General features: G+C 41.3%; 23 protein-coding genes and 1 pseudogene. 20 read left to right on the top strand and 4 right to left on the bottom strand.

Annotated elements, in window-relative coordinates; translation table 11 throughout:
* Positions 1-414, bottom strand: a pseudogene (locus tag ACE01T_RS06660) (IS3 family transposase); the annotation flags it as partial.
* A 604-nt stretch (positions 415-1,018) separates the two neighbouring features.
* On the opposite strand from ACE01T_RS06660, the gene ACE01T_RS06655 reads away from it, so the two are divergent.
* The 8 genes from ACE01T_RS06655 (at position 1,019) to ACE01T_RS06620 (ending at position 12,007) form a co-directional block, all read left to right on the top strand.
* A complete protein-coding gene (locus tag ACE01T_RS06655; protein ID WP_395518989.1) occupies positions 1,019-2,257 on the top strand; it encodes an efflux RND transporter periplasmic adaptor subunit in 1,239 nt (412 codons plus the stop codon).
* Positions 2,258-2,267: 10 nt separating this feature from the next.
* Positions 2,268-5,351, top strand: a complete 3,084-nt coding sequence (locus tag ACE01T_RS06650; RefSeq protein ID WP_395518988.1) for an efflux RND transporter permease subunit — start codon at positions 2,268-2,270, stop codon at positions 5,349-5,351.
* Positions 5,344-5,670, top strand: a complete 327-nt coding sequence (locus ACE01T_RS06645; RefSeq protein ID WP_016165445.1) for a DUF3240 family protein — start codon at positions 5,344-5,346, stop codon at positions 5,668-5,670. Before ACE01T_RS06650 ends, ACE01T_RS06645 begins: the two co-directional genes overlap by 8 nt.
* Entirely contained in the window at positions 5,667-6,974 is a 1,308-nt protein-coding gene (locus tag ACE01T_RS06640; RefSeq protein WP_395518987.1) for a TolC family protein, read from the top strand. Before ACE01T_RS06645 ends, ACE01T_RS06640 begins: the two co-directional genes overlap by 4 nt.
* 322 nt (positions 6,975-7,296) lie before the next feature.
* A complete protein-coding gene (locus tag ACE01T_RS06635) occupies positions 7,297-8,679 on the top strand; it encodes an RNA-guided endonuclease TnpB family protein (RefSeq protein WP_395518986.1) in 1,383 nt (460 codons plus the stop codon).
* A gap of 30 nt (positions 8,680-8,709) precedes the next feature.
* Positions 8,710-9,372 carry a response regulator gene (locus ACE01T_RS06630; RefSeq protein ID WP_086194903.1) on the top strand — a complete coding sequence of 221 codons (663 nt, stop codon included), beginning with the start codon at positions 8,710-8,712 and terminating at the stop codon, positions 9,370-9,372.
* Complete coding sequence (locus tag ACE01T_RS06625) at positions 9,372-10,730, top strand: ATP-binding protein (protein ID WP_395518985.1); 1,359 nt, start codon at positions 9,372-9,374, stop codon at positions 10,728-10,730. The genes ACE01T_RS06630 and ACE01T_RS06625 overlap by 1 nt, the downstream gene beginning before the upstream one ends.
* 776 nt (positions 10,731-11,506) lie before the next feature.
* Positions 11,507-12,007, top strand: coding sequence for a Dps family protein (locus tag ACE01T_RS06620; RefSeq protein WP_086194901.1), 501 nt, complete (start codon positions 11,507-11,509; stop codon positions 12,005-12,007).
* A 136-nt stretch (positions 12,008-12,143) separates the two neighbouring features.
* On the opposite strand, the gene ACE01T_RS06615 is transcribed toward ACE01T_RS06620, so the two are convergent.
* Positions 12,144-12,767: a class I SAM-dependent methyltransferase gene (locus tag ACE01T_RS06615; RefSeq protein ID WP_395518984.1), complete on the bottom strand. Its 624-nt coding sequence runs from the start codon at positions 12,765-12,767 to the stop codon at positions 12,144-12,146.
* Between the two features lie 521 nt (positions 12,768-13,288).
* Positions 13,289-13,609 carry an ArsR/SmtB family transcription factor gene (locus ACE01T_RS06610; protein WP_086195124.1) on the bottom strand — a complete coding sequence of 107 codons (321 nt, stop codon included), beginning with the start codon at positions 13,607-13,609 and terminating at the stop codon, positions 13,289-13,291.
* A gap of 111 nt (positions 13,610-13,720) precedes the next feature.
* Between ACE01T_RS06610 and ACE01T_RS06605 the strand changes: the two genes are divergently transcribed.
* The 11 genes from ACE01T_RS06605 (at position 13,721) to ACE01T_RS06555 (ending at position 23,059) form a co-directional block, all read left to right on the top strand.
* Positions 13,721-14,137, top strand: a complete 417-nt coding sequence (locus ACE01T_RS06605) for a YeeE/YedE family protein (RefSeq protein WP_086194899.1) — start codon at positions 13,721-13,723, stop codon at positions 14,135-14,137.
* Positions 14,138-14,554 (top strand): DUF6691 family protein, encoded by a 417-nt coding sequence (locus tag ACE01T_RS06600; RefSeq protein ID WP_086176663.1) that lies wholly within the window; start codon positions 14,138-14,140, stop codon positions 14,552-14,554.
* A gap of 2 nt (positions 14,555-14,556) precedes the next feature.
* Positions 14,557-15,429 carry an MBL fold metallo-hydrolase gene (locus tag ACE01T_RS06595; RefSeq protein ID WP_395518983.1) on the top strand — a complete coding sequence of 291 codons (873 nt, stop codon included), beginning with the start codon at positions 14,557-14,559 and terminating at the stop codon, positions 15,427-15,429.
* Between the two features lie 68 nt (positions 15,430-15,497).
* Positions 15,498-16,277 carry a sulfite exporter TauE/SafE family protein gene (locus tag ACE01T_RS06590; RefSeq protein WP_086194896.1) on the top strand — a complete coding sequence of 260 codons (780 nt, stop codon included), beginning with the start codon at positions 15,498-15,500 and terminating at the stop codon, positions 16,275-16,277.
* A gap of 100 nt (positions 16,278-16,377) precedes the next feature.
* Positions 16,378-16,773 carry a rhodanese-like domain-containing protein gene (locus ACE01T_RS06585; protein WP_086195123.1) on the top strand — a complete coding sequence of 132 codons (396 nt, stop codon included), beginning with the start codon at positions 16,378-16,380 and terminating at the stop codon, positions 16,771-16,773.
* Between the two features lie 54 nt (positions 16,774-16,827).
* Positions 16,828-17,163, top strand: coding sequence for a carboxymuconolactone decarboxylase family protein (locus ACE01T_RS06580; RefSeq protein ID WP_086194895.1), 336 nt, complete (start codon positions 16,828-16,830; stop codon positions 17,161-17,163).
* A gap of 233 nt (positions 17,164-17,396) precedes the next feature.
* On the top strand, positions 17,397-18,014 hold the full coding sequence (locus ACE01T_RS06575) for a cytochrome b/b6 domain-containing protein (RefSeq protein WP_086194894.1): 618 nt from the start codon (positions 17,397-17,399) through the stop codon (positions 18,012-18,014).
* A gap of 142 nt (positions 18,015-18,156) precedes the next feature.
* Entirely contained in the window at positions 18,157-18,432 is a 276-nt protein-coding gene (locus tag ACE01T_RS06570) for a hypothetical protein (RefSeq protein WP_086194893.1), read from the top strand.
* A gap of 219 nt (positions 18,433-18,651) precedes the next feature.
* A protein-coding gene (locus tag ACE01T_RS06565; protein WP_395518981.1) for an IS5 family transposase occupies positions 18,652-19,418 on the top strand; the annotation gives its coding sequence in 2 pieces (ribosomal slippage) (positions 18,652-18,886 and positions 18,886-19,418; 768 coding nt in all).
* 193 nt (positions 19,419-19,611) lie between these two features.
* Positions 19,612-19,872, top strand: a complete 261-nt coding sequence (locus tag ACE01T_RS06560; protein WP_086194876.1) for a helix-turn-helix domain-containing protein — start codon at positions 19,612-19,614, stop codon at positions 19,870-19,872.
* 1,882 nt (positions 19,873-21,754) lie between these two features.
* Positions 21,755-23,059, top strand: coding sequence for an RNA-guided endonuclease InsQ/TnpB family protein (locus ACE01T_RS06555; protein ID WP_395518980.1), 1,305 nt, complete (start codon positions 21,755-21,757; stop codon positions 23,057-23,059).
* Between the two features lie 209 nt (positions 23,060-23,268).
* On the opposite strand, the gene ACE01T_RS06550 is transcribed toward ACE01T_RS06555, so the two are convergent.
* Positions 23,269-24,153 (bottom strand): LysR family transcriptional regulator, encoded by an 885-nt coding sequence (locus ACE01T_RS06550; RefSeq protein ID WP_395518979.1) that lies wholly within the window; start codon positions 24,151-24,153, stop codon positions 23,269-23,271.
* Positions 24,154-24,327: 174 nt separating this feature from the next.
* Here ACE01T_RS06550 and ACE01T_RS06545 point away from each other — a divergent pair, with 174 nt between their 5' ends.
* Positions 24,328-25,857, top strand: a complete 1,530-nt coding sequence (locus tag ACE01T_RS06545) for a CoA-acylating methylmalonate-semialdehyde dehydrogenase (protein WP_395518978.1) — start codon at positions 24,328-24,330, stop codon at positions 25,855-25,857.
* The last annotated feature ends 9 nt before the right edge of the window (positions 25,858-25,866 follow it).

The raw sequence follows: 25,866 nt of genomic DNA, 5'->3' as shown, positions 1-25,866 counted from the left end.
GCTTCAGATCTGATGCACTCACAGGTTTTGGGCGATAGTAATAACAACCACGGGAGACTTTCAGTAGCTTAGCTTGCTTAGATACTGAAATCTGAAGTGAGTCGTCGATTAACTTTTGTGGTTGAAGCGGCCCAGTTTCTTCAACACACCTTCTAAAAAATCAATTTCTAATGCCTGCTCACCGATTTTTGCATGTAGTTTTTTTAGATCAATGGGTGGTTCTGCTGGAGCTTTTGATTGATCGAAGGCTTGCGAGGAAGCCGAAATCAATTGATTTTTCCAGTCGATAATTTGGTTTTGATGAACATCAAATTCAGCACTCAATTCAGCAAGTGTTTTTTCTGCTTTAATCGCAGCAAGTGCTACCTTAGCTTTAAAATCATTTGAATGATTTCTTCTTGGTCTACGTGCCATAAAATACTCCTTATATCGATGTTTATAACATCATTTGGGGAGCAAAATATCACTTATAGGTGTTGTTCAAATTTCCTGATCCACCTCTGAGTTTTGATTTTAATTTAGCCTAATAATTTTTATAATAAAGTAAAAATAAAAAATATCTATATAAGTAGTTGATTTTAATCTGAATTAATTCAGATTAAAATCGTGCATGATTAATTTTGCTTTTAAAAAATAATGATTAAAGTTCAGAAAGTAAAGTATATGGAAGAATTTTTCCTACATTGTAGGGATTTTATTTAAATATCTTTTACTAACCTGAATAGCGGATAAGCAATTGACTTGAAAAAGAGAAGGACTAGAGTTGTACTAGCTCACCTTTTGCGTAGGTGGGGCGAGTATGTCAATTGTTCTGTGGGGTATCGCCGGGTAGCAATAAGGGCATCTGCGATATGTACTTTTTGCCTGGGCAATCTTTAAGGCATCTTTGATAATTTCTACTTCTACAGTTTTACGACCCAACATTTGCTCAAGCCTCGAAAAAATTGAATTTTCAAATTTAATTAGATCTTAAGAACTTGATTTTACCCTGAGTGAAAATATTTTTGAGGGTAGATCAGTGAGTCAGCAAGTGAGTGTATTACGAAATAAAAAACTATTTATCAGTATTTGCACATTGGCCTTGGTGATTTTAGGAATTTGGTGGGGCAGCAGTTTACTACTAAATAAAAATAAAACGGAAAAATCAAAGACACAAAATGTAGTCACCAATGAAACAGAGACAATAGATGTGTCTGGTAACCAGATTTTAATTTCGCCCACACAGATTCAACAAGCAGGTATTCAATTACAAACTTTAGGACAAGCGACAAGAGATGTACAACTCGCACTGACTTTGCAGGGGCAAGCGCAGTGGTCACCTCAAAGTAAAGTGGTTTTAACCAGTCCTGTAGCGGGGATAGTGCAACAGGTACTGGTGCAACCTTTAGCCGAAGTGGGTTTCCACAGTCCTGTACTGGCCATTCATAGCCCTGATTTAATTCAGATTCAAAATGAAATTTTACAAATTCGTGCACAACTGCAATTGGCCAGCCAAAATTTGGCACGTGAACGCAGTTTATATGCTGAAGGGATTATTGCTGAAAAACGTGTACAGGAAGCCCAGAATGTAGTGCAACGACTGAATATTGATCTGAGTGCCAAGCAACGCATGTTGCAGTTTATGGGAGGAAGTAGTAGTCAGGGACTGAATCCCGTGGTGTATGTTAAAAGTCCCGCCAGAGGTAGTGTAGAAAGTTTACAGGTATCCGCAGGTCAATATGTAGAAACCGGCGCAGTACTGGGTCAGTTGGTGAATAGTGATCTACCTTTGCAATTAATGTTGCAAGCCCCTTTAGCGGATAGCAAATATATCCAGATTGGCGATTTGGTCAAAGTTGAGGGATGTGAAATTACCGGGCTGGTACAACAAATTGCACCAGCACTTTCAGGCAATACGCAATCTCAAAATGTTCTAGTCCAAATGCAGGCCAAGGATAACTGTTTAAAAGTACAACAGTTTGTTAAAGCGAATATTCAAAGCCATAACCCGACAACAAAAACCGCATGGGTAATACCGAGTACTGCCTTAACTTTAAAAGATAACAAGCACTTCATTTTTATCAAGAACCAAAATGGTTTCGTGGCAACGCCTGTGGAATTGGTGGGGGCGAACCAGCAGCAAAGTCATGTGATTGGAAATGCATTAAAACCTGGAATTCAAGTTGCTGTGAGGGGTGTCGAACGTCTAAAAGCCGTTTGGTCAGGTTTCGGTGCAGAGCAGGCACCACCTGCCAGCAGTAGCACTGCGGTGAATTGAGGTTAGGCACATGTTAAAACGTATTATTGCATTTTCACTGAGTCAACGAATCCTAATGCTGTTATTGGGTATGGCAATCAGTGTTGCGGGTTATTTGGCATTTACAAAATTACCGATTGATGCCTTTCCGGATGTATCAAGCACACAGGTTCAAATTGTGATGAAATCTCCTGGCATGACGCCAGAAGAGGTGGAAAGCCGTATTGTGGTACCGATAGAACAGGAAATGTTGGGAATCCCTCATCAAACTGTACTACGTTCACAATCTAAATATGCCATTGCAATCATTACCCTGGATTTTGCAGAAGGGACAGATCCTTATTGGGCCAGGCAACAGGTCAATGAGCGTTTGACTGGAGTCATGTCAGCTCTGCCTGGCAATGCATCAGGCGGGATTGCGCCTATGACGACACCATTAGGTGAATCTTTTATGTTCACTTTACATGGTCCTATGAGTGATATGGAAAAACGAACCTTGCTCGATCGGGTCGTCCGTCCACAGCTCAGAAAAATTGAAGGGGTAGCGGATGTCAATGTCCTAGGTGGTTTGGCACGTACCTTTGAAGTGACACCCAACCTGGATGCTCTGGCGTCGAGAGGTCTATCTCTTGATCAGTTAAAACAAGCAATTGAATTAAATAATGTAAGTGACGGTGCGGGTCGTCTGAATGAAAATGGAGAATCATTACTGATTCGTAGTGATAGTCGTGTCACCAATTTACAAGAGCTGGGTGAGATTATTGTTTCCAATCATCAGGGGACGCTGGTGCAAGTGAAGGATGTCGCCGATGTTCATACCGGTGCCCTTACCCGTTACGGAGCGGTAACCGAAAATGGTCAGGGTGAAGCTGTTGAAGGGATTGTCCTCACCTTAAAAGGCGCCAATGCACGTCAGGTTGTGCAAAGTGTGCGTGAACATTTGCATGACATTGAGAAAAACTTACCCCAGGGCGTTACGATCAAGCCTTTTTATGACCGTGGTGAACTGGTGAATCGTGCCATTCATACCGTGAGTAAAACCTTGGTCGAGGCGATTGTATTAGTCCTGATTTTATTGCTGTTGTTTTTAGGCAATTTAAGAGCCGCTTTGGTTGTTGCTGCGATTTTACCTTTATCTGCGTTGAGTACTTTCTTAATGATGCGTCAGTTTGGATTAAGTGCCAACCTGATGTCATTGGGTGGTTTAACCATTGCCATTGGTTTGCTGGTCGATGCGGCGGTTGTGGTGGTTGAAAATATCGAAATGCAACTGGCAGATGCACACGAGTCCAAACACCGTTCGTTTTTACCCCCGCTGAACGTCATTTATCGTGCAGTTTGTGAGGTGGCGGTACCTGTGACAGCAGGAATGATCATTATTATGCTGGTCTTCATTCCGTTAATGACGTTGCAAGGTCTGGAAGGGAAGCTTTTCTCTCCAGTGGCACTGACCATTGTCTTTGCATTGTCGAGCTCACTGATTTTTTCATTAACGATTATTCCGGTGCTGTGTTCTTATTTCTTGAAATCTCAAGCACATCACACGCCGTATATTGTTGCTAAGCTGGAACAGGCATATAGCAAGGTGTTAAATGCAAGTTTAGCCCATCCGAAACGTGTTTATGCTTTGGCCGGAGGTGCTTTGGTGGTTGCTGCACTCATTTTTCCACTCATTGGTAAGTCTTTTATGCCAACAATGGATGAAGGTGACACCATATTGCAGTTGGAAAAAATGCCATCGATCAGCCTGCAAAATTCGATTGCACTTGACCTGGACATTCAAAGAAGAATTCTAAAACAAGTTCCAGAAGTGGCCCGCATTGTGGCAAGAACCGGCTCGGATGAACTGGGCCTTGACCCTATGGGCTTAAATGAAACCGATAGCTTTGTCATTTTGAAACCGCAAGATCAGTGGCAGGGACAAAGTAAGGAGCAGATTTTAGCCAAAATTCGCCATGTATTGGCCGATGTTCCTGGGGTCAATCTCACCTTTAGTCAGCCTATTGAAATGCGGACTTCAGAAATGTTATCGGGTGTACGTGGAGATTTGGCCGTCAAAATTTTTGGTACCGATTTAGACCAGCTGAATCAGCTGTCTAAGCAAATCTCTACCGTTCTACAAGGGATCAAAGGCAGCGAAGATGTCATGACTTTGGAAAATTCTGGGGTGCAATATCAGGAATTACGTATTCGTCGTGATATGGCTGTCCGCAATCAGCTAGATAGCCAAAGCATACAGGCACAACTCAAAATGCTCATTGAAGGGCAGCAGATTAGTTCGATTATTGAACAGGGGCGACCAGTTCCATTGATGATGAAAGGTGATCCACGTCTGGGACAATCCAGTTTTGCCCTCGCGAACATGAATTTACCTGTTGCAAACTCAGCGGCTGTACCGTTGTCTTCTTTAGCAGAAATGGTCAAGACTGAAGGCGTCGTCAAAATTGACCGGGAAAATGCTTCAAGAATGTCCGTTGTCCGTGCCAATGTGCGTGACCGGGATCTGGTTGGTTTTGTCGAGGAAGCAAAACAGCAGGTTGCCCAGAAAGTTGAATTACCGGCCGGCTATTCATTGAAATGGGGTGGCCAATTTGAAAATCAACAACGTGCAGCAGCGCGTCTGATGCTGGTTGTCCCTGCAGCGTTGACTATGATTTTCTTCCTGCTCTTTACAACTTTAGGGTCTGTTCGTCAGGCAGTACTGGTTTTTGTGAATATTCCCTTTGCTTTAATTGGGGGAGTCGTAGCCTTAGCCATTACCGATGAATATTTATCGGTGCCTGCTTCTGTCGGGTTTATTGCATTAATGGGGATTGCCGTACTGAATGGTTTGGTGATGATTGGTTATTTTAACCAGCTCATTTCACGCGGCGTTGCAATTGAAGAAGTGGTTCGTGAGGGGGCGATGCGACGTTTACGTCCAGTAATGATGACTGCAAGTATCGCGGCTTTGGGCTTAATTCCGTTGCTCTTTACCACTGGGCCAGGTGCTGAAATTCAGCGTCCATTGGCGATCGTGGTGATTGGTGGATTAATTTCCTGCACCTTACTGACGCTGATTTTACTTCCTAACTTGTTCAAACAATTTGGTTTAGTGCGAGATACTCATGTCTGAAATGTGCCAACTCTCTATCAACATCTCCAGTGATATTGCGGAAGAATTAATGAGCCATTTATGGCTCATTCCCGAGATTGTGACAGGATGTACCTGTATCCCGGCACAAGGTTTCGGCAGCCGCCAACATTATCGCAACATTCAAGAAAAAATTAGGGGTGCAACTGAGCGTAATTTGATTCTGTTGATTTTACCCCTCGCAACTGTGCCTTTAGTTTTAGCCCATATCCAAAAGAAATTTAAATCAAGTGACTGTTTCTATTGGGTATTACCAACCATAACATCGGGTTATGCTGGTCAAGGAGAAGTGAACGAATGAAACCAGAGATAGCGACTCAACCCCATTTGCTGGGTAAAGCCTTACGTTTACTGGGCTTGGGCTGTTGTGTGATGATGACTTCTGTCGTATCCGCGGAACCCGCTTTGGATCAGGTCTTGCCGCCACTTGATGCGGTCAAACAGAGCTTGTCACAGCATCCAACTGTTCGGTCAGCAGTTTCGGATCAGGACTATGCCAATTTTGCAGGACAGGGGCTAAAACTGGGTCATCCCTGGACCGTGCGTGCGGGGATGCAGCTTCGTAACACCGACGCCCAGGATGGTCAAACAAAGTCTAATAGTTATGAGCCGAACTTTGGTGTTGAAAAGCAGATTCGTTTGCCTGGCAAATACCGGCTGGATCAGGATTTGGCGCAACGAGGGATGAGTATTGCAGAATTAAAATATGAAGATGCCAAACATGAAGTTGCCAAAACTTTGCTGAATCAGTGGTTTGCCTATATACGCAGTGCTTTGCAATTGACGCGCATAGAGGAACAGCAGGCAAGAATACAGCACTATATGCAAATGACCCAGCAGCGTATTCGTGCTGGAGATGCCCCACGACTGGAACTGATTCTGCTCAGCAATGAATCACGGCAAATCGAAGAGCAATATATGCAGGCTAAAACGGCTTACTATCAAGCACAGCAGTTATTGTCACGTGATTATCAGGGAAACATTCCAGAACACTGGAGCAGTGATGTCATCAAAATTCGCCCACTCGAATATACACAGACTGAATGGATACAGCAGGTTTTGTCTGCCAACCATGAGCTTGAGCTGGTTAAAACACAGGCAGCACAGCAAGATGCATTAGTCAAAAGAGAGCAACTCAATCGGGTACCTAATCCTACGGTCGGAGTGGGCTATAGTCGTGAACAGTCTGGCGTTGAAAACTTGATGAGTGTGAGCGTTTCAATTCCACTCGCCAGTCGGCAAGTGCGTATAGCTTCTGGTATGGCCATGGCGGAAGCTCAAAAGGCCAATTTTGAGATCGGACGAGTAGAAAACCGTTTGCGTCAGGAAACGCAATACTGGTTTACGCAGATGGAGTCGGCAACTGTACGGAGTGAGCAGGCTCAACAGAATTTGGCACAGTTACAGCAACAACATGGATTGATGCAAAAAGCATATAAGCTTGGTGAATTGAGTTTAAATGAACTGTTACTTCATTCACAGCAACTGGTTGATGCGCGCGGTCGAATTGATCAAGCCAAAATTGATTATGCAGAAAGCTTGAGTTTACTATTGCTGAATTCGCATCAGTTATGGCCTTTACATGAGGATCATAAGGCAGAGTAAAATATAGTAGAGTGCTGATATATCAATGCCTTGTATGATCATTATTCGGTTGGTGTTCTGTCTTTCTTGGGCCAGAGTACCTGCCGCTTTCACAGAAATAAATATAGGCTTGTAAGTGGCAGAATGAGAGTAATTAACTACAACTAAAAATATAGACAAATATTTGCATAAGTGCTTATTTTGTCTATGTCGATTAAGTAGTGGCAAGGTGGATATTTATTAGAGATTTAAATGATTATCTTTTTTTATTTTAAGTCAATGTCTTGGTATATTAGCATCCATATCTATTGATTATCCAATCCCTTAACCCAGGCATGACTTTGTGAAATTAACACGCATTCATCACTGTAGAAATCTGAATCGAGAAAAGTATAAGCAGCTTGAAAAACAAGCTGTTTTACTTGGATGTGTTAGAGGTGAGGTTTGGACTAGATATGGTGCTATTTCAGGCTTAAATATCAGTGATAGAACCATTCGTGATGGGTGGATGAAAGAAGGTCGTGACTTCGGTGTGTCAGCAAACGCATGGAAAGAAACGCTACGTGATTGTATTGGTGATATTAAAGCCTATCGTGAAGCTGCAAAAGAAAAAGTTAAGAAGGCAATTCGTAAAAGAACAACATGCGATAAAGAGCTAAAAAGGCTTTACACCCTTCTTAAAAAGGATGAATGGACAACAGATAATTTTCTTCATCGTCAGATGCGTAAGCATTTTAAACATGGGGTGAATCACACGCATAACCAAATCATTGTACGTGCTGATATGTGTAAAACCTTTGAGTTAAACGGTCAATGTTGGCTTAAAGTACCGAGCTTAGTACCTCGACAAACCATTAAAATCCCACTTAGCACCACTATGGAATTTGCACCACAAGGTACGTTAAGGATTATTCTTCGGAATGGAAATATCGAAGTTCATTCAACTTATGATGCGATTGAAACTCAAGATTGTGGTCAAGAAACTATCGGTGTTGATAAGGGGTATTCAGAAGTCTTTGTAGATTCTGATGGTGCTGTGTATGGTCAAGGCTTAGGTAAGCTGATCTCAAGTGAATCTGATTACCTGAATCAAAAATACAAGAATAAAAACAAGCTAAGAGCGCTTTCGAGGGCAAAGCCACACAAGAAGCAGAAAATTGAGCTAAACAATTTAGGTCGAAAGAAGCTAGATAAGCGACAAGACACTCAAAAGGCAAAACTCAAGACGCTGATCTTTACAGCGAGTCACAAGCTAGTCAATAAAGCTAAAGTGATTGTTGCAGAGGATTTAACTTCTCCAATTCAAAGCAAACGTAGCTATGGCAAAAATACCAATAGACGCTTAAATACATGGGTTAAAGGTTTATTAGCTGATGCCCTGAATGTTGTATCTCACCGTAGAGGTTCTACGGTACATCTAGTTAATGCTTCATATACTTCGCAATGTGATTCTTTCTTGCATGGGCTTTTAATAGGCACACGTAAGGGAGATCGCTTTTACCGTTTTAATGGGGAAGTTGTGCAAGCTGATTGGAATGGTGCGAGAAACGTGCTTGCAAGATTAAACGACTCTGAGATAAGGCGTTACACAGCTTACCGTGAGGTAAGGCGTATATTGCAAGAGCGGACTGACCGCTACAAGTCGGAACTGACCGACTTAGGCTCTAGTTACACGCTTGGTAACAAGACATTAACAGAGTGCGAATTAGTCCTTGACTATGTTTGACTATATTTTAAGGAACAGGGTAGCTCAGACGTGAGAATATTGTTAGTTGAAGACGATGCCTTACTGGCTAAGGCGACAGCACGGGGCTTAGACCATGCAAATTTTGTGGTCGATATCGCCACCACAGCAGAGCAAGCCTATCATTTTTTGGCGAGTTATGATTATCAGTTTATTTTGCTTGATTTAGGTTTGCCAGACCGGAATGGATTGGAAGTTTTAAAGTCACTGCGCCGTAAAAAGAATAAAGTAGGCGTTATTATTCTGACTGCTCAGGATAAAATTCAGGAGCGTATTTCAGGTTTGGATGCAGGAGCAGATGATTTTGTAGTTAAGCCATATGATTTGTATGAAGTCATTGCACGGATTCAAGCGGTATTGCGCCGTATTTCAGGTGAAGTGAGTGATTTGATTCAGATTGGCAATATTGCAGTTAATAAAGCGACCAAACAGGTACTGAGAGATCAAACTGAAGTTGAATTAACTCAGAAAGAATTTCACTTGCTGGAACTCTTTATCCTTAACCGTGGCCGGATTATTTCACGGGAGAGCATAGAAAACTCATTTTATGCCTATGATGCAGATGTAAGCAGTAATGTGATCCAGGTCTATATTCATAATTTACGGCGCAAGCTTGGGAAAAACATTGTCCGTACAGTGCAGGGTTTTGGCTATATTATGGATGAAAATTATTGATGGCCAATTTCATCCGCAGTTATTCGTTGACCTGGCGTCTATCATTGATTTTACTGGTTATCACCGCCACTGTCTGGGTGGGTAGTCTAGGCTGTATCTACTGGGGAATGCAGCGCACGGCGAACAATATATTTGATAAATCACTGGTCGAAACCGCCCATGCTTTACTCTCGACCACTTCAAGTTCACTGGAAGGGCGAATCCCTGACCATACTGTCATCGAGAAAGCTCAAGGTGAGCATTATAATCAGATTATATTTCAGATTTGGCATCGTAATGGCAAGTTGATTTATCGTTCGGTTGGCGTGGATACACACCCGTTTGTTCAGCAAGCCAACTTTGGCTGGATTAAGATTCACAATCAAACCTATCGCAGTTATTCGGTTTGGGATAGCACCCACACTATACAAGTACAAATTGCACAGGTCTGGACCATCCGTCAGGATATCCAGAGAGATATGCTAATATTTTTAATAGTGGTTTCAGCATTTTTTTTACCATTATTGTCTTGGCTGATTTTGCAGACCGTACGTAGCAATTTGTCCACTGTATTCAGTATCAGTCAAAATCTGGAAAAGCAGTCGATTGAACATTTAAAACCCATCAACCCTGTCGTGCCCAAAGAAATCGAACCTTTGGTGAAGTCATTAAATACATTATTGAGTGAAGTTGCAGAAAGCATGCAACGTGAAAAACGTTTTACCTCAAATGCAGCCCATGAGTTACGTACACCTTTGGCGGCGATCCGTCTGCATGCACAAGTTTTGCAGAGTGCACGTTCTACTGAGGAGGCACGAGAAGCAGCAGAGGACATTATCATTGGCATTGATAAGGCCTCACGAATGATCACGCAGTTACTGACCTTGGCCCGGATAGAACCCAATGGTCAACAAATTCAAGGCCCGGTTGATCTGGTTAATATGATTCAAAGTACCCTTGCGATGATGGATTTTCAGCTTCGTCAGGCAAAGATTGACTTACAGTTACAACTGGAATCGGCCCTGGTCATGGCACAAATGGATCAATTGGAAATTATGCTCCGTAATCTTTTAGAAAATGCCATTATCTATCGTAGCCAGGAACGTCCGTGTCTCATTAAAATTAGTTGTGGCTGTGTTGAAAATTATAGTTTTGTGCAGATCGAGGACAATGGAATCGGTTTGGATGAAGCACAAATACCTCTGATTTTTCAAAGATTTTATCGAGTGAATCAGAACAGTACAGTTATTGGCAGTGGTCTAGGCTTATCGATTGTTAAGCAAATTGTCGATCTATACCACGGAAAAATTGAGTCCCGCCGGGCAGATGCCATTGGCGGTCTGGTGATTAGGATTGAGTTTAAAATCAAAAATAAATAACTGTACTAAGATAGTACCCAAGAGTAATTTTTAAAATTTTAAATTAGGTTGTCACCACTACGTGTGGTGACAGAGGTCAAATAAGCTCGCGATCCTACACTTAGATAAGAGGCTGCAATATGACAGTGAAAATCGGCATAAATTTTATTAAAAAGCATAACTTGATTTTTATGGTGTGTTGAGAATTGGGCCAATAAGACTATTTCGTTTATAGTTTCATCATGGATAGATACATGCTTACAGATGCTCAATGGGCGAAAATGGAACAACTCTGCCTCGGTAAAGTCACAGATTGTATACATAGCGGTACACATACTAAATTAGTTATTGAAGGAATTTGATCATCATGGCGTAAAAGCAGTAATGCTTCCCAAAGCTAACTGTATAAAGTTCAGCGTATATCTGATCATTGTATGTATCAATGGCGATATTTTATCGAAAATTACTTTTTTAAATTGAAAATAATTCAAACGTATAGCCATACTTAGCTATAAAACATACTCAAGTTTTGCTGCCATAATTTATATTTGTGCGAGCGTAATTAACTCTCGTTAATTCTCAATACATCTTGGTAAGATGTATGTTATTTATATAACTCAACAGAATACTAATGTTTGCAGCTTTGCTGATATCCTGCAGAATATTTGAATATGGGTCGACGGTTCAAAAATTTCTTTATCAGGGCTAAAACACGTAGTCTCTATTGCTCAGGTCTTAGAGAGTAGATCGAGCTAAATTAATATAAATATACCTTTAAAATACAAGGAGTCTCAAAAATGGCGAGTTCTAAAAAAGAATCTAAAGCAGTGAAAATTGATATTGGTATCTCTCATAGTGATCGTGCCAAAATCGTGGAAGGGTTATCTAAACTGCTAGCGGATAGTTATACCTTATATTTGATGACCCATAACTTTCATTGGAACGTGACTGGGCCACAATTCAATAGCTTACATAACATGTTTATGACTCAATATACCGAACAATGGAATGCCCTGGATATTATTGCTGAACGAATTCGGGCATTGGGATTTCCTGCGCCAGGAACCTATAAACAATTTGTAAAGTTAACTGCCATTAAAGAAGTAGAAGGTGTTCCTAAAGCCGAGGAAATGGTCAGCCTGCTGGTCAATGCACATGAAACTGTTGCACGCACTGCTCGAAGTCTATTTCCCATCGTGGATGAAGTTAATGACCAGCCAACAGCAGATCTGATCACACAAAGACTTGAAGTTCATGAAAAAACAGCCTGGATGTTAAGAAGCCTGTTAGAAGAGTAACGATCTACTGCTATTAAACCGGTAGATATCTCCGCAAGCTTATCAATCAAGCGAACCATCTGTTGCAAAAACAGATGGTTCTCATTTTTTATAAATAAATGAGAGAGTGACTCAGCTCATAATTTAATTGTTAGCTTCACTTTTTGAGCACTTCAATCATAAATTGAATCACGTGGCTTTTGCCCTGATGCAATTGTCCTTCATAACGTTCTACATCTCCGACAAAAAAGTGAACAATATGATCGTCCTGAAACACTTCTAAAATCTCCTGAGGATCATACAGAAAATCAGGGTTGCCAGGACCACCGGTTTTATAAGCAAATTGGGCTTTGGAATAGACCTCACCAATAAAATGACCGTGATTTTTTAGTGCCCGACGTACACCCTGCAAGGTTTTTAATCGGGTTGCTGGATCGACATGACCAAATACACACAGAATGTTGTCATATTGATCTTCTGGCCATTTCACTGTAGTCAAATCGACCTGCCGGGTTTGCAATTCAATTCCTTGTTCTTGCGCATATACCTGGGCATTTTCAACAGCAACTTGCGAATAATCCCACGCCTCGGCACTAAATGCTAAATGCTTCTCTCGCGCTGTACGTGCTAAATACAGGATATTACGACCTTCACCCTCTGCAATAGCCAAGGTACGGCCAGAAATCACATAACGCTGGCTGATGTCCTGAATAAATACATTTGCTTCTGAGCCATATAAATGGTGTGTTTCCCGATAACGTTTGTCCCATTCTTGATGCATTTGGATCACCCTGTTACTCAATAAAATCTAAAAATACCTCATCGATTGTAGCTAGCCCAAACACATGTCGCTACAACAACAGCTTTGCCATCTTACTGCATGATCCAAATTTTTTAATACCAAACAACATGCACGACTAAAAGAAAATAAGCACAAACCTAAAAAAACGAATTCTTTAAATGAGCTGATGGCACAGCGGTTCAACTTCGCCGATTGATGCCAAGATTCAAGCCTAAATTAGATGGCTGTGATGCAATTCGCTTGGTTCAGCTGGATAAATACTGTCGCATTGATGCAAAGAATACCGACCCACTCCAGCACAGTTGGAAGGTGTCGAATAGAGTTATGTTGCACATGCAGACTTTAATGCTGCACCTAACATTTTAATGGCGGGAGTCTGCGTTAAAGGCCGCCCTGTGAAACAGAAAGCAAGGGGAATCTATGAGCAAATCAGTTAAATACTTTTAGCATCCCTGAAAAACCTGTGTTGCCCGAAATGATTTGGAAGTAGGGGAGTTATATCAATCACAATCGTGGCTGCAGTACACTTCATATAGGGTCTGCATGATTTTTAGCACCCGTATATCACTGAATTGATAAAAAATCTGTTTGCCTTCCCGTCGTGTTGATACGATCTGGCTGTTTCTTAATACAGTCAGCTGTTGTGACAAGGTGGGTTGGTGGATATCCGTACGTTGTTCTATGTGCTGTACATTCAGCTCGCCATCGACCAAGACACAGAGAATTTTAAGACGGGCAGGGTTGGATAAAACTTTCAGACAATCACTGACAAAATCGACTTGTGAAAAGTCTATTTGTGCTTTTAACGGTGCAGCGTTCATGTAGGTGTCCTGATAAGCAATGATGAGATACAAAAAAATCAGCATTTTCGCTTGAATATTTTTATTTATTATATAATATAAAAACATATATTGTAAATGAGTAGATTTACTATGCATGATTTTCTCATCGCATTTCTCGGCGGATTATTACTGGGGGTAGCGGTAGTCGGCTATCTCTATGTACATGGCCGTATCGCAGGGATCAGCGGATTGATTGGACAGGTACTGAATCCACACACCGTGTTTAAAACCCCTGCAATCTGGTTTATGTCAGGTTTGATTATCACGCCTTTTATTTATGGATTATTTGTCCAGCCTGAGATCGAGTTGAATGCCAGTCCGCTGATGATGATCATCGCGGGTCTGCTGGTTGGCTTTGGTACGCGCCTGGGTTCAGGATGTACCAGTGGTCATGGGATTTGCGGGATGAGCCGTTTATCGAAGCGTTCTATCCTGGCCACCATGAGCTTTATGTTCGCTGGTTTTGTTACAGTTTATATCATTCGCCATATCACAGGAGCTTTCTAAATGAAAAATTTTCTGGCTTTCATTTTTGGCGGTTTGTTCTCTGTGGGGTTGATGGTCTCCGGGATGTCGAATCCGGAAAAAGTGCTCGACTTCCTGGATCTGTTTGGGGACTGGGATGCCAGTCTGGCTTTTGTGATGATGGGTGCAATTGCGGTGGCATTTATTCCCTTTCAAAAAGCGCTACGCAGCCAGGCACCGAAAACGATCTTTAATGAACCGATCGATTTGCCAAAGAATAACAAGATTGATCCTAAACTGATTTCGGGCAGCCTGCTCTTTGGTATCGGTTGGGGTATTGCCGGGATCTGTCCTGCACCAAGTTTTACCTTGATTGGTCTTGGACATTATCAGGTTCTGTATTTTATTGTCGCGATGCTTGCAGGCGTGTTGATTCACCGTAAGTGGGCAGGAGCTTAATCATGTCAAATTCCCCAGTTGTAAAAGACTTTTTCCATGAAGATACCAATACTTTCAGTTATGTAGTGAGTGATCCTTCAACGAAAGCCTGTGCAATTATTGACAGTGTGCTGGATTATGATGCTGCATCTGCCAGCACCTCGACCACACATGCTGATCAGATCATTGCCTATGTCAAAGCGCAGGGCTTAACAGTTGAGTGGATTCTGGAAACCCATGTCCATGCCGATCACTTGACTGCAGCGCAGTATCTCAAAGCTACGCTCGGGGGCAAGATTGCCATGAGCCAGAAAATTGCGATGGTTCAGGAGACCTTTGCTGCGATCTATCATCTGGATATCAAGCAATGGAATGTCCAGCAGCTGTTTGATTACCTGTTTGAGGATGATGAGAAATTCCAGATTGGTTCCATCGAAGCCTATAACATTCCCACCCCTGGACATACACCGGCCTGCTTGAGTTATGTTATCGGTGATGCGGTCTTTGTCGGAGATACCTTGTTTATGCCGGATTATGGCACGGCACGTTGTGACTTTCCTCGCGGCAGTGCAGCCATACTTTTTGATTCGGTACAGCGCCTGTTCGAATTGCCGGAAAGTACTCGGGTATTTCTATGCCATGACTATTTGCCAGAAACGCGTGATCGCTATGTGTGTGAGACGGATATCCAGACGCAAAAAAACCGCAATATTCATATTCATCATGGCACGAGCAAAGCTGAATTTGTCGAAATGCGTAACAAGCGTGATGCAGGTTTGAGTATGCCTAAACTGATTCTGCCTTCAATTCAGATCAACATGAAAGCAGGACAGTTCCCTGAACCGGAAGATAATGGGGTTTCTTATTTAAAGCTTCCGCTGAATTACTTCAAATAGGCAAGTTTCAGGATTAAACCAGTAGGTTCTTTGGTTGAACCACTGGAGTCAAGAGAGGTATAGGTGTGATGTGGTTGATACTGGAAGGGCTGGCCATCGGTGGCTTGCTGGGTTTAACCGGTGCGGGTGGTGGTATTCTGGCTGTACCGGCACTGATGGCAAGTCAGGGTTGGACGGTAGCACAGGCTGCACCTGTAGGCTTGCTGGCAGTGACTCTATCAGCACTGGTTGGAACATTTGAAGGTTTGTCCAAGCGCATCGTACGTTATCGTGCCGCGCTCTGGATTGCACTGATCAGTATTCCTTCAGCGCGTTATGGCGTGCATTTGGCTGGAATTATCTCTCCTGTATGGCTCACGCTGGCTTTCAGTTTGGTGATGCTGATCATCGCTTACCGGATATTCTTTAATAAGGTCCATGATCATGGAAATGCACTGTGCAAGGTTAATCAAACGACTGGTCGCCTGATCTGGAATATGAAAACAGCATTGTCTCTCGGCGCTATTGGGGTCGTTGCAGGTCTGCTGACCGGTTTGCTTGGAGTGGGTGGGGGGTTCGTGATTGTCCCGGCACTGCGTAAAGTGACTGACCTGGATATGCGCAGCATCGTTGCAACTTCGCTGATGATTATTTTCCTGATTGGCGGTGTCAGTATTTCTGTACACGTACTGGATGGCTTTCAATACCCTGTTTCGGTCACGCTGACTTTCGTTCTGGCCTGTATTGTGGGCATGTTAATAGGACGTCGTGCGATGCACCGGATAGACAGTCATCAGGTGCAGAAAATTTTTGCCACGACCGTGATTGGGGTGGCGATGTATTTAATCTATTCAGCACTCATGGGCTAAAACAGCTGGTTGGGAATTTAAACTAAACCGCTTTTAATCTACCTGATCATAGTTTATAAAATATGAATATGATTTTAATGGCTGAGGAAGAATGAAAATGATGAAAACTGCAGAGCAATTGATCCAGAATGCAAAAAGCCGAATTCAGGAAGTGAGTGTAGCTGAACTGTTTGAAGCGATGAAAAACCATAAAACCATTCTGATTGATGTTCGGGAACCGGATGAATTTCAGGCGGCAGCGATAGACCGTGCGGTGAATTATCCTCGTGGTGTTTTAGAAATGAGAATTCACCAGCATCCTGTGGCGAGCCATCATTGCGATACCTTGCAGGCACTGGAACATCTTAAAGATCAGACGATTTATCTGATCTGTGGCACGGGTGGACGTTCCGCATTGGCAACCGATACCTTACAGAATATGGGTTTTACCCAGGTCAAGTCTGTGCATGGCGGTTATCAGGCCTGGCTGGAGCAGGGCTATCCGGTAGAAAAATAAGCCGTTAAATAGATGAAAAACCGTATTGTTGATTGTTTAATGTGAGAGGCAGTAATGAAATACAAAGAATTAACCCAGAACATTTCAGGCAGTTTAAAAACTTTAACTCAGGATTCACCTGATTTAATGAAAAGTTTTAATCAGTTGTCCCAGACGGCTATGCGTGACGGCGTGATTGATCCCAAAACCAAGGAAATGATTGCTTTGGGAATTGGTGTCGCATCGCGTTGTGATGGTTGTATCGGTTTTCATGTCAGAACCTTGGTCAAAATGGGGATGACCCTGCAAGAACTGGAAGAACTGTTAGGTGTTGCAGTATATATGGGCGGTGGGCCTTCATTGATGTATGCTGCAAATGCACTGGATGCCTTTAAAGAGTTTTCCAGCTGATTGGATACGGGTCACTGGCAGTCCTGCCGAGTTTAGAATCAAGCTGATGGAATAACAGGTCGATAAATCACAAGAAAAACTGATGATTGAGGCCTCATACTATTGATCTTGATAACATTTCCTCATACTAAAAAGTGTGCTTCAACCAGCGCACTTTTTTTGGCTGTATCTTAAGATTCAACTCAGCTTGATTTGCTATGCTGTATTTAAAATAAAGTCAGCACAGGTTTCTTATGCTTCAGCGTACAACCACTTCTTCAACGGATTTACTGATCCGGTTTCTGCATATTGTCATCATGTTGAGTTTTACCGGGGCTTATCTGACCGGGGATGCAGAAGAATGGCATCAAATCCATATGGCCTTTGGCTATACCCTCGGAATCAGTCTGATATTAAGAATTTTATGGCAGTTTGGCGCTCCCCGACTGGCTCATACTCAGCCTTCAGGGCCAAGCAGACGATTGCAGGTGATCAAGCCCTTTGTGCAGCGTTATTGGGCACAGCCGCAGCAATGGATTTCGCCAACATTTTTAAAAGCAGCCAGTTCCAGCCTGTTTCAGCTCAGCATACTGGGTATTTTTCTCCTGCTACCTTTAACGGTGCTGGCCGGCTTTTTGACCGACTATACCTATAGCCACACTTTAAAAGAAATTCATGAACTCTTTGCCAATCTGTTTTTAGCCAGTGTGTTGCTGCATTTGACAGCGCTGACACTGAATAGTGTTCTGCTTAAAAAATGGCTGGCAAAACGGATGTTCTGGGGAGCCGAATCACATTCATGGTTCACCCTGTTTGCTGCACTATTTTCACTGGGCGTGTTGATAGCTTTCTGGTTTTTCTATTTGAGCTAAGCTGATATGAATGCAGAACTGAGAAGGAGATGAGATTTAAACATCTCCTTTGACACATTGAGAGGGTTCATAACATCAAATGACAAAACATTGATGGAATGGATCGTTTAAATGGGATGAGTTCTGATGGGGTGGTGGAGTAATGAAAGTAATTAAGTTTTTAGCTTATTGGATAATCACCATTATTCAGTTTTTTGGAGTTTATACCTATTTCAATGAGGTACTTGATTGGCATGGTGTATTCGGAATAATCGTGGCGATTATTACAGCGGGGATTCCTGTTGTCGGCACGACTGTGGGTGTGCTTGGGGTACATTATGGATGGGATTGGACTTGGCCTGCTGCCTTGGCATTGTACTTATGTCCGTACATTTTGATGGGCCTGATTATTCTTTTATATACCCTGTTTGACCAGTGATCGCTCGTAGCATGACGGGTCTGAAACCACAGCAACAATACTGCATGTACTCTACTGTGAGAGAATCAACTCATAATCCGTTGGTCGACAGTTCAAGTCTGTCTGGGCCCACCATATAAAAAAACCACTTACGTGTACTAGGGCGTGTCCTCATTTGAAGAATTGGTTTTAAATACTTAAAATCCTGCTTTAAGCTCTTTTCATTTCTATATTTTTTCAATGGCACGTACTCTTCTCACCGATGATATTTGGCAGCAAATTCAAGATACTATGCGATTACACGGTTGTTACTGTTCAAAAAACAGTAGAAATATCATGGAAGCCATCTTATGGAAACTACGTACGGGTGCGACATGGCGTGATATTCCTCAAGAACTTTGCCCTTGGCAAACTGCTTACAATCGCTTTAATCGCTGGGCAAGTAAGGGATTATGGGATAAATTTTTTTTAGATTACGAGGCATTCTGGATCAGGAATGGGTATTCATTGATGGAAGCTACATACGCGTGCATCAACATGCAAGTGGAGCTCGGCATGGTTTCGAAAGAGCAATTGGACAATCACGCGGTGGACGAACAACAAAAATACATCTTGCAACCGACGCGAATGGATTACCGATTGATTTTAAAATCACTGGGGGTGACGTCCACGACAGTCAAGTTGCAAAACAACTGATTGATATTGTAGGCGAGGCAACTTATCTTATTGCTGACAAGGGGTATGATGCTAAGCACATTAGAATATGTGCCAACAAGAACAAGAACAAGAACAAGAATATGATTCCCATTATTCCATTGAGATCAAACAGTAAGAGATCAAATAAGGAATTTGATAAATATCTATATAAATTAAGACATTTAGTTGAAAATGCTTTTGCGAGATTAAAACATTTCCGTGCTATTGCAACTCGATTTGATAAACTAGCACGCAATTATAAATCTATGATCCGTATAGCCTGCATATTTATTTGGTGCAAAGCCAAATGAGGACATGCCCTAAAAAAGAATGAGATAACTTACTCAAAACGCTTTACTCCAAAATCACTTTCAACCTTATCTAGTGAGAATTTTACTTTCCTATAGGTTTTTTCTGATAAAAAGTTAGTTATATGGCGAATATAAGTCATAAAATACCTGATGTTCGCTATATAGCTAATATTATGGTTGGGAGTGAAGTAATATGGCTTCTAGAAAAGAAATAGGGCAAGCAATATGCTCTGCAAGAAAAAAGCTAGGCTATACACAAAAAGTAGTTTCAGAAAAATCAGGAGTCCATAAAACAACAATTTCTGAAATGGAAAACGGTCGTTTCACCGGCTCTTTTGATTTGTTTGAAAAAGTACTTAATTGTGTAGAGTTACAATTTCAGGTTGTGCCAAAAATGCGTAAATTTCCGCACTGGGATGAAATTGAATCTTTATTTAAAGAAGATGATGAATAAGGCAACCTGTTTAGAAAGTTTCAAATCTATTGTCTTGAAGCTAATTCAAGTTTTCGTGAGCAGTACTGATAAATATTTGGTGGTGTTTCAAAATGTATGCTGCTCATTTTAACACCACCTTAACACTGTATATACAAAAAATTATCAATAAAAAGATCAGAAATAACAATTAATTGAGTTTTTATTAAATATTTCTACAGAAATTACCCTTTATTAGACATAAATCTCCGTTTTTTATACTATCTTTAATCATTATATTCACATTTTTTAATCAGTAATTTTACATAATATTTACATATTCTTGGTAAAAAACTTAACTTAAAATAGGTTTAATTTATATTTTTATAATATTGTATTATTAATAATTCTCTAATTTTGTTAATTAACACCCTCTTGAAATGAAGTTATTCTTTTTAAGAAAAATATTCTTATTCATAAATTGAAATTAAAATAAAAAAATGAAATAAGTAATCTGAAAAATATAAAATTTATATTTTTTTGTTCTTAATATAGATTATGTCTAAAATAAAATTTACATCCTGTAATTTGATAAATATAGTTTTGCATCGGATATTAAAAACTTAAATTAGTTAAAATATAAAAATAAAGAATATTGTGTCTAAGAATAATTTTGAAATTTTTATTCATTATCTGGAATATATGAATTTATTATATGTTTTTCATAAATCTATTATAATTCCGTAATTTATATACAGATTATAAAATGATCAATTTTTCAAAAAAACAGGTTTTGATGTGGTAACAGACTTCAAAAATACAGGTTTTGATGTGGTAACAGACTTCAAAAATACAGGTTTTGATGTGGTAACAGAAATTAAAAAATACAGGTTTTGATGTGGTAACAGAAATTAAAAAATACAGGTTTTGATGTGGTAACAGTAAAATTTTGATGTAGTAACATAATCCAAGTATATAAAATGATCAAAAGTACGGACAAGACCATAGAGGGGTATAGAGTGATCTTGTATACATTATAAATTAGGGGTGGTTTGATATTGTTATCTTATATTATTGTTTTTATAAAATGATAAAAATATATTAATTAGAAGTATAAAAATAAATAGATCATATATCCACTTGAGAAAACTAATATATTGTTATTTATTTATATAATATTAAAAAATATATATAATTAAATATATAAGTTATTATAGGGTTGAAATAGATTTTAATAAATTATAATTATTATATTGGGTAAACTTTTATTTAGATAGATAACGATGTAATAAGTATATACTTTTTTGTTTTAATAATTTAAATTTAAGTTAAATTGTTAGAAATAAAAAATTAAACCAAGATACAAGGTCTATTACAAATGTTTTGATAAGATAGTTACAAAAAAAAATTAAGTGGTTATAAGTGCTGTACAAAAAACAACCTTTTAAGTTAAGCATAATTTTTCTTACTCAATCAGAAATATGCTCAAGTCGCCAAAAATAGCAATAACAACATCAGAAAAGAAAGCCAAGTGCATGCGCAAATTGCCATGTCGATTTTGCAATATAACAACTGCCATTATCTGTCGGTCATTCAACGGGCTGAGGCAAATAACTGACCGCACCAAAGCGTTTTTCCATGCTCTGTACAAGTACATCACAGAGGTTTAGTCTTGAAATAGGTGAATACTTATTTCATCAGGCACTTTTTTATTTTCAAACAAGGTATGGTCGGTCTGTGCTGGTTAGTTATAAATCTCTGTGGATATATGAACCGTACCAATTTTATATCTTTAGTGTGAAAGAGGACTCCACCCAACATTAGGGTGGAGGTGAATTTCACGACTTTTTTTGGTGTTTTTTCAGTGCAATATGATAGAATATTTTATCATTAAGTTTCTGTATCTAAATAGATTTAAGGCGAAATGAAGATCAACAAAGCGTACAAATTTAGGCTTGAGCCTAATGCGGAACAGGAGCTTGTTTTAAACAAGTTGCTTGGCTCTGCACGTTTTGTTTGGAATCAGGTTTTAGCCATTTCATTTGAAATGCTTGCCAAGAATGAACGCATCACCAAGGATAACCTGGTTAAGAAAATACCCGATCTCAGAAAAAAACCTGAATGTGCTTTTTTAGAACACAGCTCAAATGGCGTTTCACTTCAACAAAAAGTTCGTGATCTTGGTGATGCTTGGGCTAGGTTTTTCAACCCAAAAGAACAAGCCAAATTAAAGCAAAAACCATTTAAAGCCAAAAAACCAAGATTCTTTAAGTTGACCGATGATACTGAGCTTCAACTTAGACCGCTTATGCCGCGATTCAAAAAGAAATCTGATGGTTATGATTCAATTCGTATTGTTCAATTTGATAGATATTGTTGGGTCAAAGGTAATCAAGTTAAGTTACCCAATGATATTGGTGTTGTGAAATTCAGAAAATCACAAGATATTCTTGGCACAATCAAAAATGTCACAATCTCAAAGCATGTTGGTAAGTGGTACATATCTTTTGGTGTTGAAAGCACAGTAGAAGTACCAATCCATCCATCAAAATCAGCGATTGGCATTGATTTAGGCGTTAAAAAGTTACTTACAACATCCAATGGTGATGTATTTAAACCAATCAATAGTTTTAAAGCCAATCAAGTCAAGTTGGCTAGACTTCAACGCAAGTTGAGAAAGAAAACCAAATTTAGTCAAAATTGGAAAAAACTTAATCTAAAGATCAATAAATTACACCATCATATTGCCAATATTCGACATGACTACTTGCATAAAGTCACGACAACGCTCAGCAAAAACCACGCAATGATTGTCGTTGAGGACTTAAAAGTAGCCAATATGTCGAAGTCAGCAAAAGGTACAATCAAGAACAAAGGAAAGAATGTAAAAGCCAAGTCAGGCTTGAACAAGTCAATCCTGGATCAAGGTTGGTCAATGCTTGTCGATATGTTGGATTACAAGCAACAATGGCGAGGTGGTTTACTCGTTAAAGTTGATCCTAGATATACAAGTCAGACTTGTAGCTCATGTGGTCACGTTGCAAAAGAAAACAGGCTCACTCAGGCAAACTTTAATTGTGTCGAGTGTGGCTTTAGCGAGAATGCGGATATTAATGCTTCTCGTAACATTTTGGCGGTAGGACATACCGTTTTGTCTGTGGAGGGTGGATGCGGTAAAGGTCGCCCTGTGAAGCAGAAAGCAAGTGAAATCCGTGAGGAAGTCACCTAAGAGCTTTTGGTTTTAGAATCCCCCCACTTGAGGTAAAACGAAAGTGGTGGGAGTATGTCAACAGAATGTTCATATTATTTTCCTGTCTTTCTTTAACGTTTATATGCATCATCGCAAGTTAATTTAACAATTCGCTGGCATGTAGATTGTTGTGATCCGTTCATTTGCTGTATCAAGATGTTGTTATTGCAATAGATTCAAGCTGTGATTTATCTGCCCATTAGCAGTCCTTGCTGAACATCGGCCTGTTTACGCAAAAAATCCCACACTAACTTAATTCTGGGCTCATGTTGCAAATCGACCAGGGTCAGCATCCAGAAAGTATGGGTAAAACTCAGCTGATCACCCAAAACTTCTTCCAGTTCGCTTTTATCATGCACCAGAAATCTCGGCAAAATGGCCAGTCCGGCACCTGCCCGGACTGCAATCTCTTGTGCCAGAATGCTGTTACTGCGAAAACAGGCACTGACCTGCAAAGGTAAACGTTCCAGCGAATACAGTGCAGCGCTATAGACCAGATCATCAATATAATCGACAAAGCGGTGCTGTTTCAGATCCTCCAGTTTTTGAATGGGCGGATTGTGTTGTAAATAATGTTTACTGCCATACAGCTTTAGACAGTAATTGGAAAGTCGGGTAATGATATAGGGCCCAGATTTGGGCCGGTCGATGGAAATGACGATATCTGCTTCCCGATGCGAGAGCTTGATGGTTTTCGGCACCGGAATCAGGTCAATGGTCAGCAACGGATAATGCTGGGAAAACTCCGCCAACAGACCGGCCAGAAATGCCGTGCCGAATCCTTCCGGTGCACCGATACGCACCCGACCTTGCAAGGGGTCATGCCGCGTGTCAATCTGGATGAAGGACTGTTCCATCTGTTCCACACGCGGGACCAGCGCCAGACCTTCCGAGGTCAGCTCATAACCGCTGGCTTCGCGTTTAAACAGTTGCGTACCGAGGGTACTTTCCAGTGCCTGAATCCGGCGTGCCACAGTACTGTGTTCGACCCCAATCAGGCAGGCTGCATTGGTGAGCGTTTTAGCACGTGCCAAAACTAAAAAAAAGCGTAAATGATCCCAATCTACTTTCATCTTCTATTTAACATCCTGTTAAATTGCTGTGCATATTTGCACAACCATCGTGCATCAATTTCTATTGGTGGTCAAAGTGTTCTTTGTTAGTCTGCTGAAACAGCGTAAAAAAATACGTTAAAAAAGCCAGTAAAGGCAAAGACAACGACAATAACAAACCAGCACGGAGCGACCATGAACGCTATTCATCATCCACAGCAAAGTACCGGATTCACCACGGCCAAATTATTGATTAATGGTGAATTTGTCGATTCAAAAAGTACTCATTGGCAAGATATTGTCAATCCTGCGACTCAGGAAGTCTTGGGTCAGGTACCATTCTCAACCCCTAAAGAAGTCAATGCTGCGATTGCGGCGGCGCAAAATGCCTTGGCCAGCTGGCGCCAAACCCCAATTCAGGCCCGTATGCGCATCATGCTGAAACTGCAGGACCTGATCCGCAGTAACTTGAAAAGCATTGCCCAGGTCTTGACTGCTGAACAGGGCAAAACCCTGGCCGATGCCGAGGGGGATATCCAGCGTGGCCTGGAAGTAGTGGAGCATGCCTGTTCTATCGGTACTCTGCAAATGGGGGAGTATGTGGAAGGCGTGGCACGTGGGGTCGATACCTATACCTTGCAGCAGCCGCTGGGTGTCTGTGCCGGCATTACCCCGTTTAACTTCCCGGCAATGATCCCACTTTGGATGTTTCCGATGGCCATTGTTTGCGGTAATACCTTTGTATTAAAGCCTTCGGAACAGGATCCCCTGTCGACCATGATGCTGGTTGAGCTGGCGATTCAGGCCGGTATCCCTGCTGGTGTGCTGAATGTGGTGCATGGTGGTAAAGAGGTGGTCGATCTGCTGTGTACCCATCGTGATATCAAAGCCATCTCTTTTGTCGGTTCAACCGCAGTCGGTACGCATGTCTATAATCTGGCAGGCCAGCACGGTAAACGTGTGCAATCAATGATGGGTGCCAAAAACCATGTGGTGGTGATGCCGGATGCTAACAAGGAACAGACATTAAATGCCTTGGTCGGTGCAGCTTTTGGTGCAGCGGGACAGCGTTGTATGGCACTTTCGGTAGCGGTGATGGTCGGTGAGACCAAGCAGTGGGTCGATGAACTGGTCAATAAAACCAAAACCTTAAAGGTCAATGCCGGACATGAACCGAATACCGATGTTGGGCCAGTGATTTCAACCCGTGCCAAAGCGCGTGTCATAGATTTAATTAACAGTGGGGTTGAACAGGGCGCCGAACTGCTGCTGGATGGTCGTGATGTGCAGGTTCCTGGCTATGAACAGGGTAATTTTGTCGGTCCCACGATTTTTAACCAGGTCACGACCGAGATGCGCATTTATAAGGAAGAAGTATTTGGTCCGGTACTGGCGATCATGCATGTCGATACTTTGGAACAGGCGATTGCACTGATTAATGCCAATCCGTTTGGTAATGGCGTGGGACTCTTTACCCAAAATGGCAATACGGCACGCACCTTCCAGAACCAGACTGATATCGGTCAGGTCGGTATCAATATTCCAATTCCGGTGCCTGTGCCGTTCTTCAGCTTTACCGGATCACGCGGTTCCAAGCTTGGCGATTTAGGTCCTTATGGCAAACAGGCAGTGCAGTTTTATACCCAGACCAAAACAATTACCAGCCGCTGGTTTGAAGACAACCAGGAAACCACTGGTGTGAATACCACCATCAGTCTGCGTTAAGGAGCATCA

The organism is Acinetobacter uliginosus, assembly GCF_044130295.1.
GTDB lineage: Bacteria > Pseudomonadota > Gammaproteobacteria > Pseudomonadales > Moraxellaceae > Acinetobacter.
This window is presented reverse-complemented; position numbering and strand designations above follow the sequence as displayed.

What these genes read in the sequence shown, in the direction of transcription:
- ACE01T_RS06650 (WP_395518988.1), top strand. Translation starts at nt 2,268, where the DNA reads ATGTTAAAACGTATTATTGCATTTTCACTGAGTCAACGAATCCTAATG.
- ACE01T_RS06645 (WP_016165445.1), top strand. Translation starts at nt 5,344, where the DNA reads ATGTCTGAAATGTGCCAACTCTCTATCAACATCTCCAGTGATATTGCG.
- ACE01T_RS06640 (WP_395518987.1), top strand. Translation starts at nt 5,667, where the DNA reads ATGAAACCAGAGATAGCGACTCAACCCCATTTGCTGGGTAAAGCCTTA.
- ACE01T_RS06625 (WP_395518985.1), top strand. Translation starts at nt 9,372, where the DNA reads ATGGCCAATTTCATCCGCAGTTATTCGTTGACCTGGCGTCTATCATTG.
- ACE01T_RS06620 (WP_086194901.1), top strand. Translation starts at nt 11,507, where the DNA reads ATGGCGAGTTCTAAAAAAGAATCTAAAGCAGTGAAAATTGATATTGGT.
- ACE01T_RS06615 (WP_395518984.1), bottom strand. Translation starts at nt 12,767, where the DNA reads ATGCATCAAGAATGGGACAAACGTTATCGGGAAACACACCATTTATAT.
- ACE01T_RS06610 (WP_086195124.1), bottom strand. Translation starts at nt 13,609, where the DNA reads ATGAACGCTGCACCGTTAAAAGCACAAATAGACTTTTCACAAGTCGAT.
- ACE01T_RS06605 (WP_086194899.1), top strand. Translation starts at nt 13,721, where the DNA reads ATGCATGATTTTCTCATCGCATTTCTCGGCGGATTATTACTGGGGGTA.
- ACE01T_RS06600 (WP_086176663.1), top strand. Translation starts at nt 14,138, where the DNA reads ATGAAAAATTTTCTGGCTTTCATTTTTGGCGGTTTGTTCTCTGTGGGG.
- ACE01T_RS06595 (WP_395518983.1), top strand. Translation starts at nt 14,557, where the DNA reads ATGTCAAATTCCCCAGTTGTAAAAGACTTTTTCCATGAAGATACCAAT.
- ACE01T_RS06590 (WP_086194896.1), top strand. Translation starts at nt 15,498, where the DNA reads ATGTGGTTGATACTGGAAGGGCTGGCCATCGGTGGCTTGCTGGGTTTA.
- ACE01T_RS06585 (WP_086195123.1), top strand. Translation starts at nt 16,378, where the DNA reads ATGAAAACTGCAGAGCAATTGATCCAGAATGCAAAAAGCCGAATTCAG.
- ACE01T_RS06580 (WP_086194895.1), top strand. Translation starts at nt 16,828, where the DNA reads ATGAAATACAAAGAATTAACCCAGAACATTTCAGGCAGTTTAAAAACT.
- ACE01T_RS06575 (WP_086194894.1), top strand. Translation starts at nt 17,397, where the DNA reads ATGCTTCAGCGTACAACCACTTCTTCAACGGATTTACTGATCCGGTTT.
- ACE01T_RS06570 (WP_086194893.1), top strand. Translation starts at nt 18,157, where the DNA reads ATGAAAGTAATTAAGTTTTTAGCTTATTGGATAATCACCATTATTCAG.
- ACE01T_RS06560 (WP_086194876.1), top strand. Translation starts at nt 19,612, where the DNA reads ATGGCTTCTAGAAAAGAAATAGGGCAAGCAATATGCTCTGCAAGAAAA.
- ACE01T_RS06555 (WP_395518980.1), top strand. Translation starts at nt 21,755, where the DNA reads ATGAAGATCAACAAAGCGTACAAATTTAGGCTTGAGCCTAATGCGGAA.
- ACE01T_RS06550 (WP_395518979.1), bottom strand. Translation starts at nt 24,153, where the DNA reads ATGAAAGTAGATTGGGATCATTTACGCTTTTTTTTAGTTTTGGCACGT.
- ACE01T_RS06545 (WP_395518978.1), top strand. Translation starts at nt 24,328, where the DNA reads ATGAACGCTATTCATCATCCACAGCAAAGTACCGGATTCACCACGGCC.